The sequence below is a fragment of the Streptomyces griseoluteus genome (genome assembly GCF_004784465.1).
GTDB lineage: Bacteria > Actinomycetota > Actinomycetes > Streptomycetales > Streptomycetaceae > Streptomyces > Streptomyces griseoluteus.
In genome coordinates this window covers 107,138-127,544 of sequence record NZ_SRRU01000002.1, presented here as the reverse complement: position 1 = coordinate 127,544, position 20,407 = coordinate 107,138, and the positions used below count along the sequence as shown (strand labels likewise).

General features: G+C 72.6%; 19 protein-coding genes, 1 tRNA gene and 1 pseudogene. 9 read left to right on the top strand and 12 right to left on the bottom strand.

From position 1 onward, the window contains the following. Nucleotide 1: 1 nt before the first annotated feature. Nucleotides 2–847, bottom strand: coding sequence for an SMP-30/gluconolactonase/LRE family protein (locus tag E5082_RS06025; protein ID WP_135790240.1), 846 nt, complete (start codon nt 845–847; stop codon nt 2–4). Continuing rightward, nucleotides 844–1,617 (bottom strand): IclR family transcriptional regulator, encoded by a 774-nt coding sequence (locus E5082_RS06020; protein WP_135790239.1) that lies wholly within the window; start codon nt 1,615–1,617, stop codon nt 844–846. Before E5082_RS06020 ends, E5082_RS06025 begins: the two co-directional genes overlap by 4 nt. 139 nt (nt 1,618–1,756) lie before the next feature. Between E5082_RS06020 and E5082_RS06015 the strand changes: the two genes are divergently transcribed. Then, nucleotides 1,757–2,314, top strand: coding sequence for a hypothetical protein (locus E5082_RS06015; RefSeq protein ID WP_135790238.1), 558 nt, complete (start codon nt 1,757–1,759; stop codon nt 2,312–2,314). 3 nt (nt 2,315–2,317) lie between these two features. On the opposite strand, the gene E5082_RS06010 is transcribed toward E5082_RS06015, so the two are convergent. After that, nucleotides 2,318–3,196: an ATP-grasp domain-containing protein gene (locus E5082_RS06010; protein ID WP_135790237.1), complete on the bottom strand. Its 879-nt coding sequence runs from the start codon at nt 3,194–3,196 to the stop codon at nt 2,318–2,320. Between the two features lie 152 nt (nt 3,197–3,348). Between E5082_RS06010 and E5082_RS06005 the strand changes: the two genes are divergently transcribed. The 4 genes and pseudogenes from E5082_RS06005 to E5082_RS05990 form a co-directional block, all read left to right on the top strand. After that, complete coding sequence (locus tag E5082_RS06005; RefSeq protein ID WP_135790236.1) at nt 3,349–4,401, top strand: MerR family transcriptional regulator; 1,053 nt, start codon at nt 3,349–3,351, stop codon at nt 4,399–4,401. Between the two features lie 37 nt (nt 4,402–4,438). After that, complete coding sequence (locus tag E5082_RS06000) at nt 4,439–5,926, top strand: acyl-CoA synthetase (protein ID WP_135790235.1); 1,488 nt, start codon at nt 4,439–4,441, stop codon at nt 5,924–5,926. A gap of 141 nt (nt 5,927–6,067) precedes the next feature. Then, nucleotides 6,068–7,105: a rod shape-determining protein gene (locus E5082_RS05995; RefSeq protein ID WP_135790234.1), complete on the top strand. Its 1,038-nt coding sequence runs from the start codon at nt 6,068–6,070 to the stop codon at nt 7,103–7,105. A 379-nt stretch (nt 7,106–7,484) separates the two neighbouring features. After that, nucleotides 7,485–8,150: pseudogene (locus tag E5082_RS05990) on the top strand (glycoside hydrolase domain-containing protein); the annotation flags it as partial. A 62-nt stretch (nt 8,151–8,212) separates the two neighbouring features. Here E5082_RS05990 and E5082_RS05985 read toward each other — a convergent pair. The 5 genes from E5082_RS05985 to E5082_RS05965 form a co-directional block, all read right to left on the bottom strand. Continuing rightward, a complete protein-coding gene (locus tag E5082_RS05985) occupies nt 8,213–8,749 on the bottom strand; it encodes a DoxX family protein (RefSeq protein WP_135790232.1) in 537 nt (178 codons plus the stop codon). Nucleotides 8,750–8,820: 71 nt separating this feature from the next. Continuing rightward, complete coding sequence (locus tag E5082_RS05980; RefSeq protein WP_135790231.1) at nt 8,821–10,359, bottom strand: N-acetylmuramoyl-L-alanine amidase; 1,539 nt, start codon at nt 10,357–10,359, stop codon at nt 8,821–8,823. Between the two features lie 93 nt (nt 10,360–10,452). Next, the gene (locus E5082_RS05975; RefSeq protein ID WP_135790230.1) at nt 10,453–11,193 is read right to left on the bottom strand and encodes a D-Ala-D-Ala carboxypeptidase family metallohydrolase; all 741 of its coding nucleotides are present in this window, start codon (nt 11,191–11,193) and stop codon (nt 10,453–10,455) included. A gap of 56 nt (nt 11,194–11,249) precedes the next feature. Beyond that, on the bottom strand, nt 11,250–11,687 hold the full coding sequence (locus E5082_RS05970) for a hypothetical protein (RefSeq protein ID WP_229918704.1): 438 nt from the start codon (nt 11,685–11,687) through the stop codon (nt 11,250–11,252). Nucleotides 11,688–11,720: 33 nt separating this feature from the next. After that, entirely contained in the window at nt 11,721–12,122 is a 402-nt protein-coding gene (locus tag E5082_RS05965; protein ID WP_135790229.1) for a hypothetical protein, read from the bottom strand. 141 nt (nt 12,123–12,263) lie between these two features. Between E5082_RS05965 and E5082_RS05960 the strand changes: the two genes are divergently transcribed. Then, nucleotides 12,264–13,250, top strand: a complete 987-nt coding sequence (locus tag E5082_RS05960; protein ID WP_135790228.1) for a helix-turn-helix domain-containing protein — start codon at nt 12,264–12,266, stop codon at nt 13,248–13,250. Here the strand turns inward: E5082_RS05960 and E5082_RS05955 are convergent. The 3 genes from E5082_RS05955 to E5082_RS05945 all read right to left on the bottom strand — a co-directional run bounded on the left by E5082_RS05955 (nt 13,183) and on the right by E5082_RS05945 (nt 16,825). Further along, the gene (locus E5082_RS05955; RefSeq protein ID WP_135790227.1) at nt 13,183–14,151 is read right to left on the bottom strand and encodes an adenosine deaminase family protein; all 969 of its coding nucleotides are present in this window, start codon (nt 14,149–14,151) and stop codon (nt 13,183–13,185) included. The two genes, E5082_RS05960 and E5082_RS05955, sit on opposite strands and share 68 nt — an antisense overlap. After that, nucleotides 14,148–15,443 carry a methyltransferase domain-containing protein gene (locus tag E5082_RS05950; RefSeq protein WP_135790226.1) on the bottom strand — a complete coding sequence of 432 codons (1,296 nt, stop codon included), beginning with the start codon at nt 15,441–15,443 and terminating at the stop codon, nt 14,148–14,150. The genes E5082_RS05955 and E5082_RS05950 overlap by 4 nt, the downstream gene beginning before the upstream one ends. Nucleotides 15,444–15,514: 71 nt before the next feature. Further along, entirely contained in the window at nt 15,515–16,825 is a 1,311-nt protein-coding gene (locus E5082_RS05945) for a prenyltransferase/squalene oxidase repeat-containing protein (RefSeq protein ID WP_135790225.1), read from the bottom strand. Nucleotides 16,826–17,078: 253 nt separating this feature from the next. Between E5082_RS05945 and E5082_RS05940 the strand changes: the two genes are divergently transcribed. The 3 genes from E5082_RS05940 to E5082_RS05930 are packed head-to-tail and all read left to right on the top strand — an operon-like array spanning nt 17,079 to nt 20,295. Then, nucleotides 17,079–17,966: an alkaline phosphatase family protein gene (locus tag E5082_RS05940; protein WP_135790224.1), complete on the top strand. Its 888-nt coding sequence runs from the start codon at nt 17,079–17,081 to the stop codon at nt 17,964–17,966. Nucleotide 17,967: 1 nt separating this feature from the next. After that, nucleotides 17,968–19,230 (top strand): MFS transporter, encoded by a 1,263-nt coding sequence (locus E5082_RS05935; protein WP_190045185.1) that lies wholly within the window; start codon nt 17,968–17,970, stop codon nt 19,228–19,230. Between the two features lie 42 nt (nt 19,231–19,272). After that, nucleotides 19,273–20,295, top strand: a complete 1,023-nt coding sequence (locus E5082_RS05930) for a TolB family protein (protein ID WP_135790223.1) — start codon at nt 19,273–19,275, stop codon at nt 20,293–20,295. 24 nt (nt 20,296–20,319) lie between these two features. Here the strand turns inward: E5082_RS05930 and E5082_RS05925 are convergent. Further along, nucleotides 20,320–20,393: transfer RNA gene (locus E5082_RS05925), tRNA-Ile, on the bottom strand. Nucleotides 20,394–20,407: the final 14 nt, after the last annotated feature.

The following is a 20,407-nucleotide window of genomic DNA, read 5'->3' as shown; positions in this document are numbered from 1 at the left end:
CCTAGCCGGCGAACGGCGGCTGCGGCAGCCCCTCCCCCGCGTCCGGAACCACCAGCACCGAGCCCGACAGCGCCGTGGGCGCGGTGAGGCCGACGCGGGCGGTGGTGACGTACAGGTCGGTCAGGCCGGGGCCGCCGAAGGCACAGGCGGTGGTGCGCGGGACCGGGAGCCGGATCTCGCGGTCCAGAGCGCCGGAGGGGGTGTAGCGGCGGACCGCCCCGCCGTCCCACAGGGCGACCCAGACGCAGCCCGCCGCGTCGACCGTGAGCCCGTCCGGGAAGCCCGCGCCCTCCTCGACGACGGCCAGGGTGCGCCGGTTCCGGACGCCCTTGCCGTCGTGGTCGAAGACGTCGACGCGCCGGGTGGGGCTGTCCACGTAGTACATCAGCGTGCCGTCCGGGCTCCAGCCGATGCCGTTGCTCACGGTGGCGTCGGTGAGGATCGGGTCGGCGGTGCCGTCGCCGGTCAGGCGGGTCAGGGTGCCGCCGCCGGGGGCCTCGTCGTAGCGCATGGTGCCGGCCCAGAGGGAGCCGTCGGGGGCTACGGCCGCGTCGTTGGCGCGGCGGCCGGGGACCGGGTCGCGGTGCAGCCAGCGGAAGGCGCCGTCGGGGTCGAGGAGGGCGACGCCGTCGCGGAGGTTGAGCACCAGGCCGCCGTCGGCACGGGGCTTGGCGGCGCCGATGTGCTGGCCGGTGGTGCGGACCGTGCGGCGGCCGGTGGCGGGGTCGTAGGTGTGCACGCGGCTGCCCAGGACGTCGACCCAGAGCAGGCGGGCGGTGGCCGGGTCCCAGGTCGGGCCCTCGCCCAGTTCGGCCTGGGCCGCGACGGCGACCTCGTAGCCGCTCACGCCGCCTCCCGGTGGCCGAGCCGCCCGGAGAGTTCGGCGGCGCCCCGGACGGCGAGCGCCTCCAGCTCGGTACGGCGTTCCTCGCTCCAGCGGATCGTGGGCACCGAGATGGAAAGCGCGGCGACGACCCGCCCGGTGCGGTCGCGGACCGGGGCGGCGACGCAGCTCACGTCCGGGTTGGACTCCCGCCGCTCCACCGCGACGCCCCGGCGCCGGATCTCCGCGAGCGCCTCGCGCAGTTGGGCGGGATCGGTGAGGCTGTCCGGGGTCATCGCGGCCAGTTCGGCGCCGTCGGGGACGCGTGCGGCCAGCTCCTGAGCGGGCAGCGAGGCCAGCAGCATCTTGCCGACGGCCGTGCAGTGCGCGGGCAGCCGGCGCCCGGCGGCGGAGACCATGCGGACGGCGTGCGTGGAGTCGACCTTGGCGATGTAGATGACGTCGGTGTCCTCCAGCAGCGCCACATGGACCGTCTCGTCACAGGTCTCGGCGACGGTACGGGCCACCTCCCGGCCCTCGGCGGCGAGGTCGAGCTGCTCCGCGTACCGGCTGCCGAGCTGGTACGGGCGCACGCCGAGCCGGTACCGGCCGGGCTGTCCGGGTACCGGTACCAGGTAGGAGCGGGCGGCGAGGGTGGTGACCAGCTCGTGCACGGTGGTGCGCGGGAGGCCGAGTCTGCGCACGATGTCCGGCGCGGAGAGCGTGCCGTCCCCGTCGAGGAACAGCTCCAGGATGTCGAAAGCCCGCGTCACGGCGGGCACGAGGCGTCCCACGTCCGGCCTCCTTGCCTGCTCGTACGGGCGCGGCGGCCCGTGTTCGATACCCCGACCGGTGACCGGTGGGGCGAACACAGGCTAGCCACAGCGGGTCGGACGGGCAATGGCCGCCCGCTCGCCCGGCACCATGGAGGGTATGGCTCGCGACTTCTCCCTGGTGCTGCTGCGCCGCATGGCCGACCACAATCCGGAGCTGGCCGAGGACGCCCGCAGGCGGCTCGGCGCCTCCGCGACCGAGATGCGGGAGGCCAACAAACACTGGCAGGCGATGGCCCGTTCGCCCAGGTCACGCCCGGCCGTCTCCCGGTACCGCGCGATGCTGGGCGAGCCGGAGTCGGTCGAGCCGCGCCGGGTCGGCGACCTGGAGTGCGAGGCGTGGCGGTGGACGGTGTCCCTCTGGCCGGACCTGCGCTTCGAGCTGTTGGCCGGGCCGGGCGGGGCGGTCCTGACCGAGTGGCTGGTGCGTGCCCCCGACGCTCCGGCGCCCGAACTGAACACGCTGGAGGACCTCACCCCGTGGTCCTGCACCCTGGAGGAGGTGGCCCGCGCCTTCGCCCCGGCCCGCCCGGTCCAGGGCACCGCCCCGAGCCGCCAGGCACTGGCCTTCACCGCTCCGGACCTGGACGGGGTACGGCACGAGGTGGCCGCCGAGTTCACCTGGGGGCTGCTCCAGCGGACGGCCCTGCGGGACTGAGCCTCAACTGCCCTTCGCCGCCCGGATGATGAGCTGGGCCACGCGGGGAATCGACTCGGGGTGCAGGTCGAGGAAGAGGTGGGGCTCGATGAGTTCCAGCTCCAGCACACAGGGCTGCCCGTCCGCACCGTCGATGAGGTCGACCCGGCCGTACAGCAGCCGCTCGGCGCCACCGGGTACGGCCGCCAGTGCCCGTTCAGCCGTGTCCAGTTCACCTCCGGTCGGCTGCCACTTCTCCAACTTCGGGTGGGCGATCTTGTCGGCGTCGAAGGGCGTGCCGGAGACGAGGACGGCACCCTTGCGGCTGGCGTGCAGCAGGCGCCCGCCGAAGAAGTGCAGGGCCCGCTCGCCGTGTTGGTCGACGCTCCGCATGTAGGGCTGGACCATCGCGGTGAGGCCCTCGGCGTGCATCTGCGCCAACTGCCCTACCGCGCGATCGCGTTCCTCCGGTGTGTACCGGGCCGCGTACCGGGCTCCCGCGCCCGAGGCGGGCTTGATCACGTACTCGTACCCGGTCGGCAGGTCGGGCTCGGCGCCGGGCGGGAGGTAGCGGGTGGGGACCGTCGGCACACCGGCCGACGCCAGTTCGCCGAGGTAGCGCTTGTCGGCGTTCCAGTGGACCACGTCGGCCGGGTTGAGCAGCAGGGTGAGCGCGTCGACGCGGTCCACCCAGGCCAGGAACTCGGCGGGGCGCCAGATGTAGTCCCAGGTGGAGCGGATGAGGACGAGGTCGTAGCCGGCCCAGTCGGCCTCCGGGTCGTCCCAGAAGCGGGCCTCCGCGTCGGCGCCCGCCGCCCTCAACTCCGCGACCAGTCCATCGAGATCGGGGTCCTTGCTGGGCGCGGTGCCGGGATCGTAGGTGGCGAGGGCTATACGCGGCACGGCGGGCTCCCTGGTCGTCTGCGTCGGCTCGGTGATCGCGAGGCTAGCAACCGCACCGGAACCGGCACACCCCTGTTGACCTTCCCCTTCGGTGAAGCCCCAGCATCGGTGGCGAAGCGAGGAAGCGGCCTTTCGAGGGAGCCTGGACGGACATGGACCTGCTGACCATCGGCGCGTTCGCCAAGGCGTCCGGGCTCTCCCCCAAGGCCCTGCGGCTCTACGACGAGCTGGGCCTGCTGCGCCCCGCTCGCGTCGACCCGTTCACCGGCTACCGCTACTACGCCGTCGCCCAGTTGGACCGGGCCCGGCTGGTGGCGTGGCTGCGGCGGCTCGGCATGCCGCTGGCCCGGATCCGCGCGGTGTCCGTCCTGACCGGGGCCGACGCGGCACGGGAGGTCCGGGCGTACTGGGCGCGGGTCGAGGCGGAGACAGCCGTGCGGCGGGATCTCGCCGCGTTCCTCGTGACGGAGTTGACCGAGGCACCGGGAAAGGGACCCACCATGCTGGAACTGCGCTGCGCCGCCCACTCCGACCGGGGGCACGTCCGCCCCGCCAACCAGGACACCGTCTACGCCGGCCGCAGGCTGCTCGCCGTGGCCGACGGCTTCGGCCCGGCCGGGGCGCCCGCCAGCGGGGCCGCGGTCGAGGCGCTGCGGTTCCTCGACGAGGAGGACGGGCCGCGACCGGGCGACGTGCTGAACCTGCTGGCCGACGCCGTGCGGGGCGCGGGCGATGCCGTAAGGGACGTCACGGAGGGGGCCGGGGACGCGGGCACCACTTTGACCGCGCTGTTGTGGACGGGGTCGCGGCTGGCCCTGGCGCACATCGGGGACAGCCGGGCCTACCTGCTCCGCGAGGGCGGCCTGTTCCGCATCACCCACGACCACAGCGTGGTCCAGTCGCTGCTGGACGAGGGCCGCCTGACCCCGGCGGAGGCCGAGAGCCACCCGCAGCGGTCCCTGCTGCTGAAGGCCCTGGGGGCCGACCCTGACCTCCGGCTGCACGAGGCCCTGCCCGGCGACCGCTACCTCCTCTGCTCGGACGGCCTCACCGGGGTGGTCCCCGACGACAGGATCAGGGAGCTGCTCGCCGCCGCCCCGGACCCGGAGACGGCCGTACGGACGCTGGTCGACGCGGCCAACACGGCGGGCGGTCCGGACAACGTGAGCTGTGTGGTCGGGGACGTGGTGCCGCCGGTGGGGTAGGAAGGGGCTGTCGTACCCGGCAGCGAAGGAGTCCCGCGTGTCCTCCCTGTTCCCCGCCCTGACGGACCCACGGACGGCCGGAAGGACGGCGCTGCGCTTCGGCGCCCGGTCGCTGTCGTACGCGGAACTCGCCTCCGCCGCCGGGGCGGTGGCCGGGCGGCTGCGGGGCCTCGGCCGGGTCGCGGTGTGGGCGACGCCGGAGCTGGAGACCGCCGTGGCGGTCACGGGGGCGCTGCTCGCCGGAACGGCCGCCGTGCCGCTCAACCCGAAGTCGGGAGAAAGGGAGTTGGCGCACATCCTCGCCGACAGCGACCCGGCGCTGGTGCTGACCGCGCCCGGTGCCGAACTCCCGCCCGCCCTCGCGGACCTGCCCCGCCTGGAGGTCTTCGGCACCGGGCGGGTCCCCGAGGACACGTACGGGGACGAGGACCCGGCGCTGATCGTCTACACCTCGGGCACCACCGGCCCGCCCAAGGGAGCCGTCGTCCCGCGCCGGGCGCTCGCCGCGACCCTGGACGCGCTGGCCGACGCCTGGCACTGGACCGGGGACGACGTGCTGGTGCACGGGCTTCCCCTGTTCCATGTGCACGGGCTGGTGCTGGGCGTCCTCGGCCCGCTGAGGCGCGGCGGCTCGGTGCGCCATCTGGGCCGCTTCTCCCCCGAGGGCGTGACCCGCGAGCTGAACGACGGCGCGACCATGGTGTTCGGCGTGCCCACGATGTACCACCGGCTGGCCGAGGCCCTGCCGGCCGACCCGGAGCTGGCGAAGGCGCTCGGCCGGGCCCGGCTGCTCGTCTCGGGCTCGGCCGCGCTGCCCGTCCACGACCACGAACGGATCGCGGCGGCCACCGGGCGCCGGGTGATCGAGCGGTACGGCATGACGGAGACCTTGATGAACACCTCCGTACGCGTCGACGGCGAGGCCCGCGCGGGCACCGTCGGCGTGCCGCTGCCCGGTGTGGAGCTGCGGCTGGTGGAGGAGGACGGCACCGAGCTGACCGCACGGGACGGGGAGAGCGTGGGCGAGATCCAGGTGCGCGGTCCGAACCTGTTCACCGGCTATCTGAACCGGCCCGACGCGACCGCCGCCGCCTTCACGGCCGACGGCTGGTTCCGCACCGGGGACGTGGCCGTGCGGGAGGCCGACGGATACGTACGGATCGTCGGCCGGAAGGCCACCGACCTGATCAAGAGCGGGGGTTACAAGATCGGGGCGGGCGAGATCGAGAACGCGCTGCTGGAGCATCCGGCGGTCGCGGAGGCGGCCGTCACCGGGGAGCCGGACGCGGACCTGGGCGAGCGGGTGGTGGCCTGGGTGGTGCCGTCGGACCCCGAAGCCCCGCCCGCGCTCCCGGAGTTGTCAGATCATGTGGCCGGCCGCCTCGCCCCGCACAAGCGGCCCCGCGCACTGCGCCTGCTCCCCGCCCTCCCCCGCAACGACATGGGCAAGGTGATGAAGCGGGCGCTGACCCTCCCGGACCCGCTGACACTCCCCGGCCCCGAGGGCCAGTCCGACACGGCATAGTCGCGCCGGAATCCCCCATTCAGCGGCGCCCCGCCCGGCCCCCTCCAGAAGGCACCCGCGCCGGTGCCCGCGCAGGATCTCCAGTGAGGCCCGTCGAATCCGGCGGCCCGCCCATGGTCAGCGCACTCGGGAGGAACTGCCGTGACCGTCAGCCTGGAGCAGTTGAGCCGCTGCCACTTCGCCGTCGACCTGGGCGCGGCCCGCACCCGCGTCTATGTGAAGGGTGCCGGACTCGTCGTCGACCAGCCCTCGGTGGCGGCCGTGAACACCCGTACCGGCGCTCTCATCGCGGTCGGTGACTTCGCGGAGCAGATGACCGGGCGCACCCCGCAGTACATCCGGGTGGTGCGGCCGGTGTCCGGTGGCACGGTGGTCGACATCGAGATGGCGCAGCGGATGCTGCGGCACCTGATCGGCGACCGGATGCGCCGCGCCCTGCGCCGCAAGCCCCGGCTGCGCGCGGCGGCCTGCACCCCGCACGAGGCCGACCCGCTGGCCCGCCGGGCGACGATCGAGACGCTGGTGGGACTCGGCGCGCGCCGCGTGGAGCTGATGGACACCCTGATCGCGGCGGCCGTCGGCTGCGGACTCCCGGTGGAGCGCCCGGAGGCCTCCATGATCATGGTGTGCGGGGCGGCGGCCACCCAGGTCGCGGTGCTGTCGCTGGGCTCGATCGTCACCGCCGAGCGCATTCCGGTGGGCGGTGAGGCGGTGGACCGGGCGATCGTGCAACACCTGCGGCACGAGCACGAGTTGATACTGCCCAGCCAGTCGGTGCGCCCGCTCCAGATCGCCCTCTCGGACAACGGTCTGACCCCGCAGGGCCCGGTGTCCACCGAGATCCACGGCCGGGACGTCGCCACGGGCCTTGCCCGCAGCGTACGGGTGGACACGGCCGCGATGCGCGAAGCGATCCACACCCCCCTGCTGGCCGTCCTCGACGGCATCGGCAAGGTGCTGCGGGAGTGCCCGCCCGACCTGGTGGCCGACCTGGTGGACCGGGGCATCATGATGGTCGGCGGCACCGCGCTGCTGCCGGGCCTGGACAGGATGCTCCAGGAGGCCATCGGCATCCCGGCGCACATCGCGGAGCACCCCGACATCTGTGCCGTGCAGGGCCTGGGTGCCATGCTGGAGGGACGGATCGCCCCGCTGGTCCTGACCCCGCTGGCCGCCTGAAGCCCCTTCGATCGCTACGGCAGCCCTGGTCTCAGTAGGGCAGGACCCGCCCCGACGGCGTCCTGCGGTCGATCTCCTGGCCCCGCGGAGCCGCTGGCCGACGACTGACCCGCACGCGAATCTGACGCTCCACGTCACCCTCCTCCCAACCGACACCGAACACCGGTAGGAGGACGGTGCCCAGAACGCGACCGCCCCAAGCCCGCCCGGCCAAAAGAATGCGATCACCCCGTTCCCCGGCCCCACCGCCGGGGACCCGGCACACCGGGCACACAACCCCCGTACACACCCCTTGCATTAGAGTGCTGTCACTTCGTACGCCCGCCGCCCCGGAACCGGACGGCCGCCGTACCGGAAGTCACATCGTTCGTCCCGCGCCGCGCCGTCCGCCGCCGCGATGAAGGCGTGGAGGACCGGCTTCTACGGCGCCGCCGCCGTCTACATCGGCGGCAAGAACCGCGGCTGCGCCCAGCCCAACCTCACCGCGTCCTGGGTGAAGACGGTCAACTCCCAGGGCTGGAAGCTGGTCCCGCTCTGCGTCGGCGCCCAGCCGCCCTGCCAGAAGAGCGCCAACCCCGAGAAGATGACCGCCACCGACGCGACGTCCCTCGGTGCCACGGACGCCAAGGACGCGGTGGCCAAGGCGTCGGCGCTCGGCATGAAGCCGGGCAGCGCGATCTACCTCGACATGGAGCCATACGACACCACGGACAAGGCGTGCAACAACGCCGTGCTGTCCTACGTCCGTTCCTTCACCAAGACGCTGCGGGGCAAGGCCTACCGGGCGGGCTACTACGGCTTCACCAGCTCCAGCGCGAAGGCCGTGGCGACGGCGACCGACAAGACCGACCTGCCGGGCAACCTCTGGTACGCCCTGTGGGACCAGCAGAACACCACCACGGCCGACTGGCCCTGGGACCCGAAGGCGTTCACCAACCACAGCCGCGCCCACCAGTACATGGTGAACAGCAAGGAGTCGCGCGGCGGTTACACGATCATGGTGGACCGCAGCGCCTGGGACGCGCCGGTGGCGATCGTCGGCTAGGCAGCACGCGACGAGCCGCCGTGCGTGACCGGTCACGCACGGCGGCAACTTGACTGTCACACCTACAGGTTGAGCGTGATGGCCGCCCCTATGCCGCCCAGCCCGAGGGCCACGGCGGCCGGCCACCAGCCGCCCCGGCCCCACGGGAAGAACCGGTCGAGGGCCAGTCGGCCGGGGCCGATCGCGGCGATGCCCAGGGCCACCACGGTGATGCAGACGTTGTACTCCACCCCGCCCTCCGACTCCCACAGCCCGCCGCGGCCGGTGACCAGCGCCATCGCGTTGATCATGACGCCGATCAGCGCGGCGGCGGCCAGTGGGGTCAGCAGCCCGACGGCCAGGCCGAGGCCGCCGAGCAGCTCGGACAGCCCGCCGATGGCGGCGAAGACCTTCCCCGGCCGGTAGCCGAGGCTCTCGAACCCCTTCCCGGTGGCGGTGAGCCCCTGGCCGCCGAGGATTCCGAACAGTTTCTGCGCCCCGTGGCCCGCCATCAGCAGACCGAAGGTGAGCCTGATGAGCAGCAGCCCCCAGTCGGCGGCGGAACCGAGGGCGGGGCGGTCCGTGGCACGGTCGGGTCGGTAGGTGCGCGTAGTGGTCATGGGCGATGCTCCGAAGGCCCCCCACCTGGATCGGAAGGTACGGGCGGCTCCCCCCGCACCTTCCCAGGCTATTAGCGTCCGGCCTGCAGCGCGCCCCAGGTGGCCGGTCCGACCTGGCCGTCGACGCCGAGCGAGCGGCTGGTCTGGTAGTCCCGTACGGCCTGCTGGGTGCCCGGGCCGAAGTCACCGTCCGCCGTGATCGTCCCCCCGAGCGCGGCGGTCAGGGCCCGCTGGAGGCGCTGGACGGCGGCGCCGGTGCTGCCCTGGCTGAGCGCGGGCGTGGTGCCGGCCGAGAGCAGCGCGGTCCAGGTACGGGCGCCGACCACCCCGTCGGCGTCCAGTCCGCGGGCCTTCTGGAAGGCGGTCACGGCCGAGCCGGTCTTCGTGCCGAAGCTGCCGTCGACGGTGCCCGCGTCGAAGCCCTGCGCGTTGAGCAGCGACTGCGCGGCCGAGACCTGGGCGCCGGTGGAACCGGACCGCAGGGTGTCGTACGACGGGAAGCTGAGCTGGACCTCGCCGCCGCCGGTGCTGCCGCCGACCAGCTGCATGTAGTAGGTCCAGTTCCAGTTCGGACCGGGGTCGGTGTGGTCGTTGCCGGGCACCTCGGAGTGGCCGACGATGTGCGCGCGGTCCTTGGGGATGCCGTAGCGGGCGCAGATCGAGGCGGTCAGCGCGGCGGAGGAGCGGTACATCGCGTCGGTGAACCAGCTCGGGTTGTCGATGTACCCCTCGTGCTCGATGCCGATACCGCTGGCGTTGCCGGAGCGGGCGTGCCAGGCGGTGTCCTTCTCGCGCACCATCTGGGTGATCTGGCCGTCCGAGGAGCGCACCACGTAGTGCGCGCTGACCTGCGCCGCCGGGTTCTGGAACCAGCTGATGGTCCCGGCGTACGAGCCCTCGGTGACGTGGATGACGACCTTGCTGATGGCCGCCGTGCGGCCGACGGCGTAGTTGGCCGCGTTGGCCGGGACCCAGAGGGCGGAGGGGTAGTCGGGGCTCTGCGCGGCCGGGGCGAGGCTGCCGCGCTCGGGGGCGACCTCGCGGGCGGGGAGGGCCAGCTTCTCGCCGCCCTCGGCGCGGGCGGTGACACCCTGTGCGAGGAAGGTGTAGACGGTGTCCGCGTAGAGCCGGGCGGTGGCGGGGTCGGTGGCGCCGCCGTACCGGGCGAGGAGCGGGTACCAGGTGTCGGTGTCGCGCCGCTCGGCCGTGCTCAGTCCGGCCTGGTCGGCGTAGGAGCGCAGGACGGCGGCGCCGCCCCGGATGTTGGCGGCGGTGTCGCTGCGCAGTTCGCGCGCGGTGTCGCCGGTGAGCCGGGAGGCCAGCTCCAGGGTGTGCTGGCCGGGGTTGCTGACCAGGTGCATCACGCCGTAGCCGCCCGCCTGGCTGGGCAGGCCGTGGTGGCCGTCGAGGTGGGTCTCGCTGTAGCCGAGGGCGATCAGGAGGTCGCGCGGGACGCCGTACTCGGCCGCGGCGCTGGTGAAGGCGTGGGCGACGGGGCCCTCGGCTCTCGGCGTACGGGGCGCGGCGCCGGCGGGCTGCGCGGTGGCGGCGAGGACGGCCAGCGTGCCGAGGCCGGCGAGGGCCGCGCGGGCCAGGGGTATGCGGGGCATGGGGGTGTGACCTTCCGGGTGGGGGCGGTTCCGGGTGGGGACGGGCGGAGGCCGGGGACCTCGTGCGGTCCCCGGCCCCAGGGCTGCGGCAGGTCAGATGGTGCCGCTCTCCCACCACCAGGAGCGGCCGAGGTCGGCGCGGCTGTCGACGTGCTGGTGGTCGACGTCGTACCGCTCCAGGCCGGAGAAGCCGCAGGTCTCGGCCTTCTGGTAGACGGTGCGGTTGGAGACGCCGGGCACGTCGAGGTCGGCCGCGGTGCCGTAGAGGTGCATGCTGTCGCTGGCGCCGCCGATCTCGGCGTTGTGCGCGATGCTGCGGAAGCCGGAGTTGACGGTGATCGGCACGTTGCCGAGCTTCTTGCGCAGCGCCTCCAGCTTGTACATGCACCGGCGGGCGTTCTCCTTGACGGCGGCCGCGCTCACCTTGCCGCCGTTGAAGTTGCCGCTCGAACGGTCGTAGAACTCGCTCCAGTTGAAGTGCGCGGTCGAACCGTCCGACTGCTCCAGAGCGTTGAGCTGCGCCTGGGTGGCGGGCCCGGCGCTGCCGTCGGCCGAGAGTCCGTAGGCGGCCTGGAAGCGGCGCACCGCGGCGGCCGTGCCGGGACCGAAGTCGCCGTCGATGCTCACCCGCGACTGCGAGGCGGAGTCCGCCGCCCAGCCGGCCACCCGGATCTGCAGCTCGGTCACGTCGGCGCCGGTGGCGCCCTGGTTCATGGTCCGCGTCCAGTTGTACGCCTGCGCGCTGCCCGAGAGCAGGACGGGTCCGGCGAAGACGCCCGCCGTGGCGGCGAGGGTGCCGCGCAGGATGGTGCGGCGGTTCGGAGCGAAGGTCATCGTGAACTCCCTGGTGTCTGCGGTCAGAAACGTCTGCGGCCGAAAGGCGTCTGCGGTCAGAAGGCGAGCTGGAACGGGACGTTCTGGGCGTCGGTGTCGTAGGCGTGCACGCGCAGCTTGAAGCGGGTGCCGTCCTTGACGTCGGTCGCGACGGTCGCCCACTGGGGGCCGAACGTCGAGTAGGTGTTGTCGTGGTTGCACAGCGTGGTGTGGTCCACGAAGACGACGCAGGCGTCCAGGAAGCCGGTGGCCGAGCTGCTGAGCTTGATGTTGATGTCGGAGCAGCGCGAGGTGGTCGTGTAGGTGCCGTACTCGACCGCGGCGGTGGAGTACCGGTAGGTGAGGGACTTGGCGCCGCCGTAGCAGGAGGTGTCGGCGGCGGCCTTCTCGGGCTGGGCGACGGCCGGGGCGGTGGCACCGGCGGCGAGCAGTGCGGTGGCGGCGGCGAGGACGGCGGCGGTTCTCCGGGTGCGGGTCATGGTGGGTCCGATCACTTGGGGGCCCTTGTGCGGGAGCCCTTACGGGTGTCAGAAGGCGATCTGGACGCGCGCGGAGGAACCTTCGAGATCCACGCCGAGGGGCACGGTGAACGTGCTGCCGTCCTTGACGTCGGTCGCGATGGTCTTCCAGGTCCGGCCGACCTTGGTCCAGTAGTTGCACTCGCCGACGCGGGTGAACTTCACGCAGGCCCAGACGAATTCGGCGTCGCCGCCGACCATGCGGAGGTTGATGTCGGCGCAGCGGGAGGTCGTGGTGTAGGGGCCGAACTCGGCGGCGTCGCCGTAGTTGACGGTGACGGCACCGCCGTAGCAACTGGTCGCCGCCGAAGAGGCGTTGGCGGGGGCTGCCGACGCGGTGGCGGGCGCCGAGACGGCGAGGGCCGCGAGCAGGGCCGCCGCTGCGGCCGGGTGGGTGAGGATCTTCGCCATCGGGTTCCTTCGGTGTGCGGAAGGTACGGGTGGTGCCTCGGGGATCGGTGCGGCGGAGCGAGTTCATGCTCCGGTGTGCGCTTTCGGCTGTCATGCTCATTCGAACAGCGTCAAATAACGCCGGTAGAAAGGGTGTTGAGCTTGCTTCGCTTCCATTTCTCGGCGGAGGATCTGGCCAGGACACGGGTCGCCCCCGCTCCGCACGCCCTGTGGGAGATCGCCGCGAGCCTCCACCGTTTCCAGACACCGGCCGGCCGCTGGGCCTACGCGCACTGGTACCGCACGGCCCGTGAGCGGTTACGGGAGGCGGGACTGGAGAACGCGGTACGGCAGTTCCTGCTCCCGCTGTATCCGCGCGCGTCGTACTGGCCGGACTTCCTCACCCCGCTGGAGGGCGCCGCCGGCCTGGAGGCGGGGCTGAAGGCGATCCTGGCGACGCCCCCGGCCCAGGTGACGGCGGAGCTGGCGGCACTGGCCCGGATAAGACGCGTACCCCCGCACCTCGCCCGGCTGCCGGAGAAGGAGCCGCGCACCGAGCTGGTGAGCGTCCTGCGGGCCTACCACCGCGCGGTGATCGAGCCGCACGAGGAGTGGATGCACGAGGGCGTGCACACCGAGCGCGTCCGGCTGGCCCGGCACTCGCTCGACGGCGGCACCGAGGGCCTCCTGGGCGGCCTCGGCCCAGCGGTGCGCTGGCAGCACCCGCGGCTGGAGATCGGCACGTACCCGACGGAGCTCGACATCCGCCTCCAGGGCCGGGGCCTGCTGTTGATCCCCTCGTACTTCTGCTGGAAGGGCCCGGTCTCCCTGGCCGACCCCGCCCTGCCCCCGGTCCTCGCCTATTCCCTCCACCACGAGGCACCCCGCCCGACGGCAGGCTCATCCTCCCTGGAGATCCTCCTGGGCCGGGCGAGAGCAACGGTCCTCCGCGCGACCGCCGCCGGCGCCACCACCACCGAAGCCGCCCACCGCGCCGGCGTCACCCCCGCCACCGCCACCCACCACACCACCGCCCTCCGGGACGCCGGCCTCATCACCAGCCACCGCCACGGAAACTCCGTCATCCACACGCTGACCCTGCTGGGGGCGACGATGCTGAGCCGGAACGTAGGGGAGGGCGACGGGTGAAGCAGTGCCGGGCGGCCCGCGACTGGAGATCCCGGATCACCTCGGTAGGCGCCCCCAACGCATCTGAGGCGAGCCGCAGTTCATCGACCAGAGTCCGCCCGGTGTGCAGCGGCACGTCGGAGTTGAAGGCGACGGGAACGCCCGCCTCCAGGAAGGCGGGCAGCGGGTGAGCGGCCGGTCCCGGGACTGCGCCCAGGGCCACATTGGAGGTCAGGGAGACCTCCAGCAGGATCCCGTCCCGCGCCATCCGCCGCAGCAGGGCGGAGCCGGTGGCCGCCGACACCCCGTGGCCGATGCGCTGGGCGCCCAGTACGTCGAGCGCCCGCCAGATGTGCTCCTCGGGACCGAACTCCCCCGCGTGGACGGTCCGTCCGAGCCCTGAGTCGGCCGCGGCACGGAAGAGGGGCACGGCGGGCCGTACATCGGGGTGCCGGACCTCGTCGCCCGCGAGGTCCACACCCGTGAACACCGGTGGCAGTTCGGCGATCCGCTCACTGACCATGGCGAGAAACGGTGCGGGGCTGTCCCGGTTGATGAGCAGGACGGCCCGCACGACGGGGTCGCACAGGGGGGCCAGGCAGTCCTGGACGGTGTCGGTGAACTTCCGCCAGCTCATACCTTCCCGCAGGAAGCGGCGCGGGGAGAGACGTAACTCGGCGTGATGGACACCCTGTTCACGCTGCTCGGTGTGCACGTCGGCGAGGAAGCGCCGAAGGTCCCGGACCGTGACCGGAACGGCGTCCGCCCGGTCCACCCGGTGCGCCTCGAAGAACAGGTGACGGTCGCCGAAGTTCCGCCCCGGCATGCCGAGTTCCCGCCTCTTGCGCTCCTCGGGTTCGAGGTGGAGGTGCAGATGGGGCAGCAACGGCGCACGGCCGGCCGGAGCGGGGGACGGAATCACTCCGTCTTCCTCAGCCAGAATTTGACCCAGCGCTGCATGTCCTCGGAGGAATCCTGCTCCTCCTCGACCCAGGACCGCACGACCTCGAACCGCGCCTGGCGGGCGAGCGTGACCAGATCGCCCATACGGTAATAGAAGAAATGCCGGAGAAACGCACTGTCCGCCCCTATGGGCAAAGAGGCGTGCCCCTCGCCTTCCTTGACCGAAATGTGCGCGACACCTCCGGGGCGGAGTACGCGATGGAATTCGGCCAGCGCCCTGAGTAATTGCGCCGGCGGCAGATGGAGAAGCACCGCCGAGCACCAGACGCTGCCCATCGACTCACCGGCCAGCGGCAGGGCCCGCACATCACCATTCACCTTGCGGACCCCGGGGTGGGCCGGTGTCAGGTCGAGCAGGGGCAGACAGGCGTCCAGGGCGATCACGTCCTTGCCCGCGTCCGCGAAGGCCGCCGCGTCGCGTCCGGCCCCCGAGCCTGCGTCCAGCAGAGGCCCCTCGTGCGAGCGGGCGAACGCGACGATGTCCTGCGGCATCGACGACCCGGCGGCGAAGCGCCGGGTCCGCTCCGCGTAACCGGCGGCCGCGGCCCCGTAGGCGAAGAGGGTCTCGCGCATCCGCTGCTCCTCTGGGGAATCCGCCGAGCCACCCAGCCGCCGTGCGGTGTCGGCGCAGTGATCGAGAAAGGGGAAGGCCGCCCAGTCCCACAGGTGAGGCAGCTCCAGCGTTTCCGACCAGACGCGGCGCGCGAACTGCGAGGGGAGATCAGGATCGGCCAACAGGTACACCTCGTCACGTCTCCATGTGCAGAAATAATAGTTTTCCCCGCGCCGCGCGGTGTCAACGATATCCGCGAACTCGGAGCTTTTCCGACTTCCCGGCGCCACGAAGCGGGCAGAATGCGCCGCGTTGAGGAGCGGAAATATATGGAGGTGCGAATGTACGATGCAGGACCCGCCCCCGCTGTCGGCCGCACCGGAGGAACCGTGCTCCACCAGGACAGTGGCGTGGCCGAGTTCCTTCTCGATCAGGGCGGCGTACTGCCACGCGACGGAGAGCGCCTCAGCCAGTTCCCCGGGCGGCAGCTCGCCGAGGCTCGCGGTGTGCCGGTGCGGCACGATCAGCGCGTATCCCGGCAGCAGTGCGCCGAGCCCGGCCAGTACGTCGACCGCGCCGGTACGCCGGATCAGGCGCGAGAAGCCCCGGCGCCGGACGCGCAGGCCACCCCGCGGCGCCCGCTCCGGAAGGAAGCCTCCGGTGGCGTGCGCCCCGAACGCGCTGACCTCGTCGCACATTTCACAGGCGGCGCCCTCCCCGGCTGTAAGGGGCGCAAGCCCCTCCCGTAACCCGCGGCGCGTGCCGGCGCTCACCCGCTCGCTCCCGCACGCGCGGCCCGCCGGTCCCAGATGACCTGGAAGACCATGAGCAGCACCGGGAAGATCAGGGCAGTGAGAAAGTCCTTCACCGAGAACTTGCCCGCGAGGAGCAGGGCCACGGGGACTCCGGTCGTCACGGCCGCGACGAGCCAGAGGGCGAGCACGACCTTGCGGCCTCTGATCCAGTCGAACAACGCGTTCTGGATGAGCAGCCGTCTCGTCAGGTCCTGGGCCACATCCTCGCTCTGGACGATGGCACAGCCGGGGAAGAGCAGGGCCGCTTTGGCTCGTGGCGTGGAGAGAATGGCCGAGCGTGCCGAGGACAGAGCCGAGACGAAGGGCCACAGCGCCCACACCGACGGCCTCATGGGGCTGCGCGGCAGTTCCCAGTGGCCTCCTTCGAGCTGGGTGTCCATGATCGCGTTGACCGAGTCGAACACCTTCTGCTGCAAGGGGTCGACCACCCCGGTGGAGAGGATCGCGGAGAGGGCCAGCGGTCCGGCGAAATGGGGTAGCGAGTTCTGGAAGACGGCCTGGATGTCGCCGTCCGCATAGGGGACGTCGTACTCCTCCACCGTGGTGCTGCGCTCGACGTGGATGCCCGGCTCGATCCGCTCCAGCAGCCACTCCGCGGTCTGGCGCATGGTGTTGGCGCTGAGCGCTCCGGGGGTCCGGGACAGGGCCAGCAGGGCGATGCTGGTGTGCAGCATCGTGGGCTCAGCGCCGGGAGTGGGGCCCCAGGCGGGGGTGCGGGCGTTCTGCCCGTCGATGAGCCAGCGCTGTGCCCCGGCCAGCGCGTCCGCCCCCGCGCCGCTCTCCTGGAGCGCCAGCATGTTCAGGGCGGTGTGGAAGACGCGGGAGGGCTGCCCGAGATACGAGCCCCAACCGAAGTCGACGTTCTGGTTGACCCGGAGCCATTCCGCCCCGCGCGCCAGCGCCTCGCCGCCCAGCACTCCGGTGCCCGGCCTGCTGAGCGCGCGCACCACCCACGACGTGGCCTCCGCGATCGGGAAACCGTTCGTCGTACGGACGGACCAGCCCCCGTTGGTGCTGTCCTCCGAGGCGCGCTGCTGACTCAGCAGGTAGGCCACCACGTCCGGGGTCCGCTCGAAGCGGACACCGGCCACACTGAAGCAGAACAGCCCCACGGCCGACGCGGTGACGCCGGGGCTCGGATCGTCCAGGTAGTGGTACCAGCCCGCCGCTCCCGGCACCGTCCGGAAGTTGTGACGCAGACAGCCGAGCGCACGGTCGATGCTCGCCGTGAGGCCGGTACCTGATAACTCCGCGGTCGCACGCACTGTCCAGTTCCCCCCGGTCGGACTCGGCCCCCATGCGAAGCGCCCCACCGGGCGCCCACCGGAATCGGTGCGGGGAGTATGCCCGTCCGGGCGGACGCCGACACGGCATGCTGGGGCTGGGCGAGAGACAATGGGAGTTGGCGTTCATCTGGTTTTCATCTGGCGGGACGGGTGCCGTGGGGCAAGGCTCGGTTGGCGCGTACATGCTCATGGCGCACCGTCCCCACCCCCGCTCCCCCACCGGAGGTCAGAAGTGTCCGGCAGAAACGTCCACCGTCGCGGCCGTGCCGCCGTGGCGTCCGCTCTCGCTGTCGTCGCCGCCGCGGCCGGGCTGTGGTCGGGGCTCGGCGGGTCCTCGCCCGCCCGGGCCGCGGCCGCCGTCCCGACCCCGGACCACACGGTCGTCGTGGTCTTCGAGAACCACGCCTACAGCCAGGTGATCGGCTCGTCCAGCGCGCCGTACATCAACTCGTTGCGCACCGGCGGCGCGAGTCTCACCGCTTCCTACGCCGAGACCCACCCCAGCCAGCCCAACTACTTCGCCCTGTTCTCCGGTTCCACCCAGGGCATCACCGACGACAGCTGCTACACCCCCGGCTTCTCCTCCGCGCCCAACCTCGCCTCCGAGCTGATCGGCGCGGGCAAGTCGTGGGCCAGCTACAACGAGACGCTGCCCAGCCAGGGTTCGACCACGTGCGGCAGCGGCGACTACGCGCGCAAGCACAATCCGTGGTTCGGCTTCAGCAACGTACCGACGTCCAGCGCCAAGACGTTCGCGCAGTTCCCGACGGACTACTCGACGCTCCCCCAGGTCTCGTTCGTCATCCCCGACCTGTGCAGCGACATGCACGACTGCTCGGTCTCCACGGGGGACACCTGGCTGAAGAACAAGCTGGGCGCGTACGCGACGTGGGCGAAGACCCACAACAGCCTCCTCGTCGTCACCTTCGACGAGGACAACCGGCTCAGCGGCAACCGCATCCCGACGGTGCTGTACGGGCAGGGCGTGACGGCGGGCTCGACCTCGACGGCCACGTACAACCACTACGACCTGCTGCGCACGCTGGAGGACATGCACGGCCTGCCGCACGCGGGCAACGCCGCCTCCGCCAAGGACATCACCGGCATCTGGACTCCGTGACATGTACGTAGCGGACAGCCGCGCGACGGCGTCCGCGGCGGGCGCCGTCCGGCCCCGTGCCGGGCGGCGCCGCACCGCGGTCGCGCCCACCGTGCTGGCGCTCGGCACGGTCAGCCTGATCACCGACGTCTCCTCGGAAATGGTCACCGCCGTGCTGCCCCTGTACCTGGTGGCGGGCCTCGGCCTGTCCCCGCTGGGCTTCGGGCTGCTCGACGGCGTCTACAACGGCGTCTCGGCGCTGGTCCGGCTGGCCGGCGGCCACCTCGCCGACCGGGGCGGCGGGCGCCACAAGTGGGTGGCGGGCGCCGGGTACGCCCTGTCGGCGGCATGCAAGCCCCTGCTGCTGGTGGCCCAGACGCTCACCCCGATCGGCCTGGTGCTGGCCGTCGACCGCACCGGCAAGGGTCTGCGCACCGCCCCGCGCGACGCGCTGATCTCCCTGTCCAGCACCCCCGAGACCCGCGGCCGCGCCTTCGGTGTGCACCGGGCGATGGACACGGCGGGCGCGCTGCTAGGCCCGCTGGTCGCCTTCCTCGTCCTGCGGGCCACGGTCGACGGCTACGACGCGGTGTTCACCGTGAGCTTCTGCGTGGCGGTAGTGGGTGTCCTGGTACTGGTGCTCTTCGTACCGGGAGGCGCGGCCGCTCCCCTCGATCGCAGCGCCACCCCTGCGACCCTGCGCGCCGCCTTCGCCCTCCTGCGCCGCCGGGACCTGCGGCGCATCACCGTCTGCGCCCTCCTGCTCGGACTCGCCACGGTCAGCGACTCGTTCGTCTACCTGCTGCTGCAACGGCGGCTCGGTGTGCCGGACCGCTGGTTCGCGCTGCTGCCGCTCGGCACGGCGGCGGCGTTCCTGCTGCTCGCGGTCCCGCTGGGCCGGGTCGCCGACCGGGTGGGCCGCTGGCGGATGTTCCTCGGCGGCCACCTCGCCCTGCTCCTGGCGTACGGCCTGCTGCTCTCCTCCTGGCACGGCCCCGCCCTGCCGTACGCCGTCCTGCTCCTGCACGGCGCCTTCTACGCGGCGACCGACGGGGTACTGATGGCGGCGGCCGCCGACAGCGTGCCACCGGAGCTGCGCTCGTCCGGCCTCGCCCTGGTCCAGACGGGCCAGGCGGTGGCCCGCTTCACCTGCTCACTGTCCTTCGGCGCGGCCTGGACGGCGTGGGGCGACCGCGCGGCGCTCACCGGGTCGGCCGTCGCCCTGGCACTGTGCGGCCTGATCGCGCTCGCGCTGCGCCCCATCGCGCCGGAGAGCCCGGCCTGACCCCCGGTGTCCCCGTCGCCCCACCACCCCGGAAAGGCCCGCATGACCCTGCGTTCCCGCGTCCTGATCCTGGTATCGGCGCTCGTTGTCCTGGTAGCTGTCGCGGCGGCGTCCGTGCTGCACGCGGCGGCGCGGGCCGACCGGCGTGAGCAGGCCGGTCCGGGTGGGCCGCGGATCGCCGCCGGACGGCTCGCGCTGGCCGGTGGCGGCCCCCGCGTGGTGTTCCGCAACATGGCGTGGGGCCCGCACCGCGACGAGCTGGTGTCGGCCCCGGCGGACGACCCGTCGGGCCCGCGCACCGCGTCCGGCGTCAAATGCCTCCGCTTCTACGCCGCTTCGGGCACCGGAGTGTGCCTGCAAGCCGTGCACGGGCCGGTCCGGGACACCTACCGCGCGGTGATCCTGGACACCCGGCTGAAGGAACGGGCCCGCTACGACGTGCCCGGCATCCCCTCGCGCGCCCGGGTCTCCCCCAGCGGCCGGTTCGCCGCCTGGACGGCGTTCGTCGGCGGCGACTCGTATGCCGGGACCGCCTTCTCCACCCGGGCGGCGATCGCCGACACCCGTACGGGCAGGCTGACCCCCACCCTGGAGGCGTACCGGACCGTCAAGGACGGCCGCCCCTACCGGGCGGCGGACGTGAACTTCTGGGGCGTCACCTTCGCGGCCGACGACCGCACCTTCTACGCCACCATGGCGACCCACGGCAGCACCTACCTGGTCCGCGGCGACCTGCGCACCCGCACGCTCACCACGCTGCACCCGAACGTCGAGTGTCCGTCCCTCTCCCCGGACGGCACCCGCATCGCCTACAAGAAGCGCGTCAAGGGCGCCCCCGAGGACGCCCCCTGGCACCTGTACGTCCTGAACCTGAGCACCGGCCACGAAACCGCCCTCGCCGAACCCCGCAGCGTGGACGACCAATTGGTCTGGCGCGACAACCGCACCCTGGTCTACGCCCTGCCCGGCGACTACGGCGCCGACCTCTACACGGTCCCGGCGGACGGCACGGGCAAGGCCCACCGCGTGGCAACTGCCGCGGTCTCCCCGGCATACGTCGACTAGACGTACCCGGGGTGCTGGTCCGGGTGGGGCGGGTGGGACTCGAACCCACGGCCGACGGATTATGAGTCCGCTGCTCTAACCGGCTGAGCTACCGCCCCTCGCGGCGTGTCGC

Excerpts from the sequence above, each read along its gene's own strand:
- E5082_RS06015 (WP_135790238.1), top strand. The coding sequence starts at position 1,757 with ATGGCTCGCGACTTCTCCCTGGTGCTGCTGCGCCGCATGGCCGACCAC.
- E5082_RS06005 (WP_135790236.1), top strand. The coding sequence starts at position 3,349 with ATGGACCTGCTGACCATCGGCGCGTTCGCCAAGGCGTCCGGGCTCTCC.
- E5082_RS05985 (WP_135790232.1), bottom strand. The coding sequence starts at position 8,749 with ATGACCACTACGCGCACCTACCGACCCGACCGTGCCACGGACCGCCCC.
- E5082_RS05980 (WP_135790231.1), bottom strand. The coding sequence starts at position 10,359 with ATGCCCCGCATACCCCTGGCCCGCGCGGCCCTCGCCGGCCTCGGCACG.
- E5082_RS05975 (WP_135790230.1), bottom strand. The coding sequence starts at position 11,193 with ATGACCTTCGCTCCGAACCGCCGCACCATCCTGCGCGGCACCCTCGCC.
- E5082_RS05965 (WP_135790229.1), bottom strand. The coding sequence starts at position 12,122 with ATGGCGAAGATCCTCACCCACCCGGCCGCAGCGGCGGCCCTGCTCGCG.
- E5082_RS05950 (WP_135790226.1), bottom strand. The coding sequence starts at position 15,443 with ATGTGCGACGAGGTCAGCGCGTTCGGGGCGCACGCCACCGGAGGCTTC.
- E5082_RS05935 (WP_190045185.1), top strand. The coding sequence starts at position 17,968 with ATGTACGTAGCGGACAGCCGCGCGACGGCGTCCGCGGCGGGCGCCGTC.
- E5082_RS05930 (WP_135790223.1), top strand. The coding sequence starts at position 19,273 with ATGACCCTGCGTTCCCGCGTCCTGATCCTGGTATCGGCGCTCGTTGTC.